Consider the following 10202-nt stretch of genomic DNA (forward strand, 5'->3'; position numbering starts at 1 on the left):
TTGCAGTAAGTTTAAATGGATCGTATCCAGACAAGCGTTTGCGCAGGTCAGGTGCCTATTTTGAAAATTTCAAGGAATTCTTGCTTGCATTTTGCAGGTTCGGGATGGCTCACGTCATACTCGCGCGCTAGAGTCGGCGCCAAAAGCGTTATGCGCACACCCGCGCTGACAGACGAGGGAGTCTGACGATTGAATACACGATCTAAAACAATGCCTTCGCGCCTCTTTGGCATCCTCCTTGCACTATTCGTGGGCCTACCCGCATTTGCGGGTTTCGCGGCCCCGGCAGCTGCAGCGGCGTCGAATGTGACGCTCGTCGGAACGATGCAGACGGCACTGGGATGTCCGAAGGACTGGGACGAGGCCTGTGCCGCCTCCAGCTTGACCGATGAGGATGGCGACGGCGTCTGGACCGCCGATTTCGACATCCCGGCCGGTAATCACGAATTCAAGATCACGATCGATAACTCGTGGGAGGAGTCATACGGCAGTGGCGATGGCAACTACCCGCTCATCGTCGATGAGCCGCGGACGTTGACGTTCTCCTTTGACGAGGCGACGAAGAAGGTCTCGGTTGACGATCCGGCCCTGCCAGGGGAGTACACCGACGCCGACGACGCGCTCATCGCCGAGCCGTTCCGCGATCCGGGCGAGGGCGAGAACTTCTACTTCGTCCTCACAGATCGCTTCGCAAACGGCGATCCGAGCAATGATTCCTGTATCGCCACTGGGCACGTGGGCGACGACGGCGTCCTGCCGGTCGATTGCAGCCAGGAGGACCGCTTGGTTTCCGGCTTTGATCCCACAGATCGTGGCTTCTTCCACGGTGGAGACATCCAGGGCCTGCGCGAGCAGCTTCCCTACATTCGCGATCTGGGGCAGACGGCCATCTGGCTGACGCCATCCTTCGTCAACCGCCCGGTTCAGGGCGGCACGGGCGAGGAGTCGGCCGGCTACCACGGCTACTGGATCACCGACTTCACCCAGATCGATCCGCACTTTGGCACGAACGAGGAGCTCAAGGCCCTCATCGACGAGGCCCACGCGATGGGCATAGACGTCTACTTCGACATCATTACCAACCACACTGCGGACGTTATTTACTACGCGGGCCACGAAGGCACGAATCCGCCCTACATCTACAAAGATGACGTGCCCTACAGGGACGTCGACGGCAACGTGTTCGATCCGTCAGACTACGCCGCGGGCGACGCGGCGATGCCGTTGATGAACCCCGATGCGTCATCCTTCCCCTACGATCCGGAAATCCCGGAGGGGATGGACGACATCAAGTTCCCGCAGTGGCTCAACGATCCCACGCTCTACCACAACCGTGGGCACGATCCGGCGTGGCCGGCGGGCGAACCCGCCATCTACATGGACTTCGGCGATCTTGATGACCTGATGACGGAGAATCAGATCGTCGTCGATGGCATGATCGACATCTACGAAACTTGGGTGGACTTCGGAGTCGACGGCTTCCGTATCGACACGGTCAAGCACGTTGACTTCGTGTTCTGGCAGGAGTTCACGAAGGCGATCGCAGACCACGCGGAGGCGACCGGCAACCCAGACTTCTTCATGTTCGGCGAGGTCTACGACGCCGACGCGCGCCTGCTCTCGCCGTACGTGCGAGACACGGACATGAACTCGGTACTCGACTTCGCCTACCAGTCCTCGGTCTCGGGCTTCGCCAAGGGCGGCCCGGGTAGCTCGCTCGGCGCATTCTTCTCCGCTGACGACTACTACACGACGCCGGATTCCTCGGCATCAGCTTTGCCAACATTCGTTGGTAATCACGACATGGGCCGAATCGGCTACCTCCTCAAGGACACCTCGGACCCGCTCGGGCGCTCGCAGCTCGCGCATTCCCTGATGTACCTCACCCGCGGTCAGCCGGTTCTGTACTACGGCGACGAGCAGCTTCTGATGGGCGACGACGGCGGCCAGGGCGGTACCGATAAGGCGGCGCGCGAATCGCTATTCGCCACCCAGACGGCCGATTACGCCGACAACATGCTCCTTGATGGCACGCCGGCAACCCCGGCGGACCGCTACGGCGAGACCGTGATGACCCAGCTCATTTCCGAGCTTGCCGACCTGCGCCAGGAGCACGAGGCCCTGCGCACCGGCGCACAGATCACCTTGCACACCGAGAACGGCCCGGGCATCTTCGCGTTCGCACGCGTGGATGAGACGGAAAAGACCGAATACCTCGTTGCGGTGAACAACTCCGATAACGAGGCAAGTGCAACATTTGCCACGCTCACGCCGGGAGCGGCCTACACGCCGCTGTATGGCACCGACCAGTCGGTCACCGCCGACAACACCGTGACCGTGACGGTTCCGGCGCTCTCCGCAGTTGTGCTCAAGGCTGATCAGACGGTCGCGGGCGCCGACGAGGCGCAAGCCATCGCCGTCGATGCTGGCGTTCCGAACCAGGACGGCCTGACCCCGGTCACCGCGGACATCGCGGACGATCGCTGGGCACAGACCTCCTTCGCGTACCGCGTGGTTGGAACTGACGCATACACGCCACTTGGCGTGTCGGAGACGGATGACCCGCGCGTGTTCGCCGATCTCAACCTTCCCGAGGGCACGCTCGTCGAGGTCCGCGCGATCTCGGTGGACGCGACCGGAGCGAAGGTCGCTGACTCGAGCCTCGTCGTCGTCGGAACGGATCTCGGCTCGAACGCGCCGGCGCCGGCTCCGGTGACCGGCGATGACATCACGCTGCCTGGTGACCACCAGCAGGCCATGGGCTGCGAAGCGAACTGGGATCCGTCCTGTACGGAATCGCAGCTGACGTACGATGAGGCCTCCGGGCTGTACTCGGGCACGTGGTCGATGCCTGCTGGCAACTACGAATACAAGGTTGCCGTGGGCGGCTCGTGGGATGAGAACTATGGAGAAGGGGGAGTCCCGGACGGCGCGAACGTGACGTACACAATCGCGGAAGCTTCGGACGTGACGTACTTCTACAACCCCGACACCCATCAGTTCTTTAACACGGCGCAGGCCCCGATCGTCACGCTGCCGGGTAGCTTTAACAACTTCGTTGGCTGCAGCGAAGACTGGCAGCCAGAGTGCCTTGCCACCCTCATGTTCCCCGTGGGGGATGGCACCTTTACGTGGTCGACGGACGCGTTGCCGACGGGCTCGTATGAGGTCAAGGTTGCGCACGGCAAGAGCTGGAGTGAAAACTACGGTGTGGACGGCGCGCCAGACGGAGCGAACTACTCGTTCGCTGCGGATTCCGGCACGGAGATCGTGTTTACGTACGATCTGGAAACACACATTTTGACATGGATGGATGGTGTCGATCGAGTGCCAGGCCAAGACCAAACGGCTGCCCATTGGATTGATGAAACGACCTTCGCGTGGCCGTCTACCCTCATTTCGAACCCGTCGGAGCTGACGTACGAATTGTGGGGCGGCAGTGAACGCCTGACGGTCAGCGCCACGGATGTGACCGGCACCGATGCCGTCAAGCTCGCCGATCTCACCCACTCGGACGAGGGGCTGAGCGAGGAGCAGCTCGAGGGCCGCGACCATCTGTCCAGCTTCCATACGCTGGGCGTGGATCTCTTCCATACGCTGGGCGTGGATCTCGACCGGGCGGCGATTGAGGACGCGCTCAAGGGCGACCTCATGATCGTCGCACGCGACGCGGAGGGCAATACCGCCGCCGCGACTCGCATCCAAATCCCGGGCATCCTCGACGCGCTCTACGCTGACGAGGCTCGCGCCCAGGATCTCGGCCTGACGTTTGCCGACGGCGTGCCAAGCCTGCGTCTGTGGGCCCCGACTGCGCTGTCGGTTGATCTGCAGATCTTCGACAACGCGGAGGGGACCGGCGAGCCGACCGTCGTCGCGATGGAACGTCAAGCTGACGGATCGTGGACGGCCACGGGCGAGGAAGCGTGGAAGAACCGCGCGTACATCTACGACGTCGAGGTCTACGTGCCATCGACCGGCAAGGTCGAGAACAACCTCGTGACCGACCCGTACTCGGTGGGCCTCGCGGTCAACTCGACCCACTCGATCATCCTCGATCTGAACGATCCGGCGTTCATGCCAGAGGTCTGGCTGAATAACGAGTCGCCAGTGATCGAGAACGAATCGGCTCGAAGCATCTACGAACTGCATATCCGCGACTTCTCGATCTCGGATGAGACGGTGCCGCAGGAGCTTCGCGGAACATACGAGGCGTTCGCGCTTGAGGATACGGCGGGTGTGAACCACCTGCGCGACCTGTCGGACGCTGGCATGAACACGATTCACCTCCTGCCGAGCTTCGACCTGGCCACGATCGAAGAGCAGCGCTCCGAGCAAGCTGTGCCGGACATCCCAGATGCGGGGCCGGCGTCGCCGGATCAGCAGGCTGCCGTTATGGCGGTCGCCGATCAGGACGGCTTCAACTGGGGCTACGATCCCTACCACTACACGGTTCCCGAGGGCTCCTACGCCTCCGATCCGAACCAAAATGGTGGCAACCGCACGGCGGCCTTCCGCCAGATGGTCGGCGGCCTGCACTCGCTCGAATATCAGGTCGTTCTCGATCAGGTCTTCAACCACACGGCCCAGTCGGGCCAGGGGGAGAAGTCGGTGCTCGATCGGGTCGTTCCCGGTTACTACCACCGCCTGATGCCCAACGGCTCGGTGGCCAAGTCCACCTGCTGTGAAAACATCGCCACCGAACACGCGATGGCCGAGCAGCTCATGATCGACTCGGTGGTGACCTGGGTGCGCGATTACCGCGTGGACGGCTTCCGCTTCGACCTCATGGGTCACCACTCGGTGGAGAACATGGTGGCGGTTCAGGACGCGCTCGCGCATCTGACGGTTGAGGCCGACGGCGTGGACGGATCGAAGGTCTACATCTACGGTGAAGGCTGGAACTTCGGCGACGACGTTCAAAACAACCTGCGCTTCACGCAGGCGACCCAGGGCCAGCTCGATGGGACGGGTATCGGAGCGTTCAACGATAGGTTGCGCGACGCCGTTCACGGCGGCGGCCCATTCGACGAGAGCAAGTCGCAAAACCAGGGCTTCGGCACGGGCAACTACACCGATCCAAACGCGATGAACTCCGGTAGCGACGCCGAATTGGCGAACCTTCGCCACCAGCAGGACCTCATTCGTTTGGGCATGGCTGGCAACCTGAAGGACTACTCGTTCGTCACGAGCTCGGGTAGCGAGCAGACCGGCGTCGAGCTGGACTACAACGGCGCACCTGCCGGCTTCGCGACCTCGCCCGAGGAGAACGTCAACTACGTGGACGCCCACGATAACGAGACGCTCTACGACCTCGGCGTGTGGAAGTTGCCGGCTGACTCGACGATGGATACGCGCGTTCGGATGAACACCGTGTCGCTCTCGACTGTGATGCTCGGCCAGTCGCCTGCCTTCTGGCATGCGGGTACTGACCTGCTGCGGTCGAAGTCGATGGATCGAAACTCCTACAACTCGGGCGATCACTTCAATGAGATCGACTGGGCTGGCCAGGAGCACAACTTCGGCGTCGGCCTGCCGCCTGCGGGTGACAACGAGGGTCAGTGGGGCAACATGCGCCCGTTCTTGGAGAACCCCGAGAACGTTGCGAGCCCCGAGGACATCGCCATGTCTCACGCTCAGGCGCTCGAACTGCTGCGCCTGCGCTCGGAGCACCCGTTGCTTACGCTCGGCGACGCCACGTTGATCAAGGAGAAGGTCACCTTCCCCGGCGCGGGTAGCGATCAGCAAGCTGGTCTCATCCTCATGCGCGTGGACGACACTGTGGGTACCGACGTCGATCCGCTCAGCGACGGTCTGCTGGTGGCCATCAACGGCTCGCCAGAGGCACTGACGCAGGAGATCCCGGAGATGGCTGGACTGGAGCTCGCGCTCTCGCCCGTCCTGACCGATGGGGTTGACGACGATCCGGTTCTTCTCGAGACGACATGGGATGCTACGACCGGAACGATCACGGTGCCGGCGCGTTCCGCCGTCGTGCTCGTCCAAGACCAGGACGTCATCCCAACCATCGTGACGGCGGTGGAGGAGCCAACCTTCGCTGACGGCACGGTGACGATCCCCGAGACGGAGGGCGTCGAGTACGTCGTGGACGGCGAGGTCGTGACGGGAACGATCGACGTCGCCGAAGGCGAGACCATCACGGTCGAGGCGCGTGCGCTTCCGGGCTACGAGATCGCCGACGGCATCGACACGGCGTGGTCCTACACCCACGAGGGCGAAACGACTGAGCCGACTGACCCGCAGTGCGAGGTCATGGCGAAGCCGGAACGCCCGGCGGCGTCGAATGGTCGTTTCGGTGACGCCACCGGCGATCTCTACGCGGACGTGTGGGCAATCAACGACGACGGCGATTTGCACTTCTACAAGGGTCACCGCGGCGGGATCACGCACGTGGGGATCACGGCGTGCGACATGGAGGTCACGTCCTTGACGAAGATTGGTGACGTCAATAGCGATCGACGCACCGACTTCATCGGCCGCCACGCGGATGGAAAGATGTATTTCTACTACTCGACCGGCGATGGCTTCCTCCAGCGGGGAATCCAGATCGGCCACGGGTGGAACGGAATGGATCTGATCACCTACGCGGGCAAGCTCGGTTCCTCCAACAACGAGTATGTTGTGGCACGTCAGACGGCGACAGGCGATCTGTACCGCTACACCGTGTCGGAATCCGGACTGTATGGCACCACGAAGATTGGCCACGGCTGGGGCAAGATGCGTGACATCGTCTCGGTGGGCCACATTGTTGGCAGCTCGAACTCCGACCTGATCGCAATCGACAGGGACGGCAAGATGTTTGCCTACGCGGGTCTGAACAACGCGACCGTGGCGGGCCACGGCCAAATTGGCCACGGCTGGTCCTCGTTCACGAACGTCTTCGCACCTGGCGATCTCGATGGTGATACGCGAACCGATCTGGTTGGTGTGCGGGGAGATGGACGTATGTTCCTCTACTCGAACACCGGCAGGGGCTACTTCAAACCTGCAGTCCAGATCGGCCACGGCTGGTCAGCGATGAAGATCGTGAACTAGCACTGGTCGGGAACGCTGACTGAACGGAGCGCCCCCGGGGATTCCCCGGGGGCGCTCCTTATCTTGTTAGCGGACCAAGCCCTCGCCTTGCCCTACGCTCACGGCGTCAGGACCGTCCCAATCGCCATGCCAAGCGCCGCGCTGAGCACCGAGGCCGCAAGCATGAGCATGGTGTACGTGCCGCCGTTGAGGAGATCATCGGTTCGGCCGATCTTGACGGCTTCAAGTGAGGCAGTCGAGAACGTCGTGAAGCCGCCACAAAAACCCGTGCCAAGAAGATGGTAGGAGACCGCGCTAGCGGCGAGGGCGCCGTCGTTGAAAAGAATGGCCACGATGAGGCCGAGCGCGAAGGAGCCCGCCATGTTGATCACGAGCGTGCCCCACGGTTTTGGGACGAGTTGGTCGACGCCGTAGCGAGCGGCCGCGCCGAGCCCGCCACCGAGTGCAACTGCGAGCAGTTCCATCATTGCTTCGTGCCTCCTAGCGAGCGAGCCATGAGCAGGCCGAATCCCGCCGCAGCCACACCAGCAATCGCGCTGAAGACGGCGTAGCCGAGCCCAACCAGCACCGACTCCTTCATGAGCTGCAGCGTGTCCACGGCCAGCGCGCTGTACGTCGTGAAGCCGCCCAGCATGCCCGTGCCGATGAGGAGGCGTGCGCGGTCGGTCGTCGTCGCCGCAACTATGCCGAGCGCGAGCGCGCCGAACACGTTAATGAGAAAGGTGGCGGCCGGCGGGTTATCCGCGCCCACAACAAGCAGATAGCGGGCGCTTGCGCCAAGGGCGCCGCCGAGTCCGACGAGCAATGCGTTCATGCCTACCAGCCTAAACCCACGCGGGAGCGAAGCCCTCCGGTAGGGTGAGATTATGAGCACCGTAGCCGATGTCGTCAGAGTAATGAACGAGCACTTCCCGCCCGCGCTCGCGGAAGATTGGGATCGAGTTGGACTTGTGGCGGGAGATCCCGCAGACGAGGTCACGCGAGTCGGATTTGCCGTGGATCCGTGCGCGGCCGTCGTCGACGAGGCGATCGAACGCGGAGCGCAGATGCTCATCACGCACCACCCCCTGTACCTGCGTGGCACGTCCTCGGTGGCGGCTGACACGGCGAAGGGCGCGTGGATCCACAAGCTCATCCGCGCCGGAGTCGCACTCTTCGCGGCGCACACCAACGCCGACTCCGCGGCCAACGGATCCGCCGTGGCACTTGCCGAGCTCCTTCGGCTCTCCAACACCAGGCCAATCGCTCCCAACGACGACGACCCGGCGCTTGGCCTTGGACGCGTGGGCGAGCTTGAGCTCACGATGACGGTGCGCGAGCTCGCCGAACGGCTGAAGGCCATGTTGCCCGAGACGCCTGCCGGCATCACTATCGGGGGAGACCCGGATCAGATTGTCAAGACCGTCGCCGTCTCGCCGGGCTCGGGCGATTCGTTCCTCGACGCGGCGAACTCCTCGGGTGCGGACGTCTACATAACCGCCGACCTTCGCCACCATCCGGCCACAGATCACCTGTGGGCAGGCGGATGCGCGTTGATCGGCGCCACGCACTTTGCCTCGGAGTGGCCGGTGCTTCCGAAGCTTCGCGACGCCGTGGCCGGCGAACTTGGCGTTGATACATATATTTCGACAATCATCACCGACCCGTGGGTCGAACGAATTTAAGGTAGGACCGATGGCACGTGCACCTCGTGAAGACCAACTCCAATTGCTCGATGTGGCCCAGCTCGACGCGCAACTCGCGCGCCTGCGCTCGGACAACGAAAAGCACCCTCTGCGCGCCGAGGTGGGGGACTACATGAACATGGTGGCCGCCAAGGCGCTCGAGCTCACCAATGCGAAGAAGGCGCTCGAGGAGGCCACCGCGGCTCTGGAGGCGGCATCGGCCAAGACGGGCGAGCTCTCTGACATCGTCAAGGCGAAGAAGGAGCGACTGAACGCTGGCGTGGGCATGGATTCGCGCGAGCTCATGACTCTACAAAGCGAGATTGACACGAACGAGGAGATGCTCGACGCGGCTTACGAGGCCGAATTTGAGGCGCTGGAGATCAGCGAATCACAGGAGAAGGAGATCGCCGGCCTCGAGGCCGAGCAGAAGGTGCTCAATGAGAAGATCGTCTCTGGTCGCTCCGAACTCGAAGAGGCGATCGAGGAGATCGAGCGCGAGGCGAGCGATATCCGCGCTGAACGCGACGCGCTCTACGAGCCGCTGGCGGAGTCACTGAAGAAGGAATACGAACGATCGATGGAGCGCGGTGGCCTGTCTGTTATTGCGCTTCACCGAAATGGTGAGACCTCTGGCGGAGTCCAGCTCTCGCCGATCGAGGTCAACTACATCAAGAACGCGGAGCCGGACGAGATCCACATTTCGGATGACTACCAGTGCATCGTTGTGCTGCTTGACAGTTAGGCATCCTGCTAGCTAGATCGCCCCGGCGCTCAGAGCTCCTCGACGAGCGTCAGGCGCGCCGGCTTACGCCCCTCGGCGGGGTCGAGTTCGATGCCCGTCACGTCGCCTGAGTCAATGAGGATTTGCGCGAATTCCAGCAGTTCGCCCGCATCGCGAGGTGGGTTGGGCTCGCGCACGAGAGCGCCAGCCAGGAGCCCCCGGTAGTACTTGGCCGAGTGCGAGACGATCGAACGTGAACCATCCTTGATGCGCGCCGCGCTCACAGTGACGTGGTCGGCCGATGGTGGCGGCATCCACACCTGATATTCGGAGGATCGGCAGTCAATGACGAGCTCGTTCTCACCGCCGCCACTGCCGCGCAGCTCCTTCTTCCACAAGGTGCCCACGTTGCCGAGGGTGGGAAGCTTCGTGTTCATCGCTAACCGGTAGTTCGGAATGAGATCCGATGGGCGGGTATAGCCAAAAACTCCGGAGTAGATCTGTACCGACTCGTCGGCGCGTTTCTTCGACTGCTCATCGAGTTCGCCGAAGCCGGCGGCGGCAAACAGTACGCCAGTGTAGACCTCGTACGCCGGCGCGCACGGTTGGTCATAGAAGTCGATTTGGGCGCGGATCTCCGGCTCGATTGACGTGCCCACTTTGAGGATCGTCAGCGCATCGGCTCTGCTGGATACCTCCTGGAGCTCTCCAATGATCTGCTCGCGCAGCCCGTTGTGTGCCGAACCGGCAAGGGAGTCGAG

General features: G+C 62.7%; 6 protein-coding genes. 3 read left to right on the forward strand and 3 right to left on the reverse strand.

The window, feature by feature from the left end:
• Window positions 1-210 precede the first annotated feature (210 nt).
• On the forward strand, window positions 211-7053 hold the full coding sequence (locus tag ACHFFR_RS08475; RefSeq protein WP_394263830.1) for an alpha-1,6-glucosidase domain-containing protein: 6843 nt from the start codon (window positions 211-213) through the stop codon (window positions 7051-7053).
• A gap of 98 nt (window positions 7054-7151) precedes the next feature.
• Here the strand turns inward: ACHFFR_RS08475 and ACHFFR_RS08480 are convergent, their stop codons facing one another.
• Window positions 7152-7520 carry a fluoride efflux transporter FluC gene (locus ACHFFR_RS08480; protein ID WP_394263831.1) on the reverse strand — a complete coding sequence of 123 codons (369 nt, stop codon included), beginning with the start codon at window positions 7518-7520 and terminating at the stop codon, window positions 7152-7154.
• Window positions 7517-7867 carry a fluoride efflux transporter FluC gene (locus tag ACHFFR_RS08485; RefSeq protein WP_394263832.1) on the reverse strand — a complete coding sequence of 117 codons (351 nt, stop codon included), beginning with the start codon at window positions 7865-7867 and terminating at the stop codon, window positions 7517-7519. Before ACHFFR_RS08485 ends, ACHFFR_RS08480 begins: the two co-directional genes overlap by 4 nt.
• A 52-nt stretch (window positions 7868-7919) precedes the next feature.
• Between ACHFFR_RS08485 and ACHFFR_RS08490 the strand changes: the two genes are divergently transcribed.
• Both ACHFFR_RS08490 and ACHFFR_RS08495 read left to right on the forward strand, forming a co-directional pair.
• The gene (locus ACHFFR_RS08490) at window positions 7920-8717 is read left to right on the forward strand and encodes a Nif3-like dinuclear metal center hexameric protein (protein WP_394263833.1); all 798 of its coding nucleotides are present in this window, start codon (window positions 7920-7922) and stop codon (window positions 8715-8717) included.
• A 10-nt stretch (window positions 8718-8727) separates the two neighbouring features.
• Window positions 8728-9462 (forward strand): zinc ribbon domain-containing protein, encoded by a 735-nt coding sequence (locus tag ACHFFR_RS08495; protein ID WP_394263834.1) that lies wholly within the window; start codon window positions 8728-8730, stop codon window positions 9460-9462.
• A 29-nt stretch (window positions 9463-9491) separates the two neighbouring features.
• On the opposite strand, the gene ACHFFR_RS08500 is transcribed toward ACHFFR_RS08495, so the two are convergent.
• On the reverse strand, window positions 9492-10202 hold a 711-nt coding region (locus tag ACHFFR_RS08500), incomplete at its 5' end, for a YaaA family protein (protein WP_394263835.1).

It is taken from the genome of Trueperella sp. (genome assembly GCF_043424875.1).
Lineage (GTDB): Bacteria > Actinomycetota > Actinomycetes > Actinomycetales > Actinomycetaceae > Trueperella.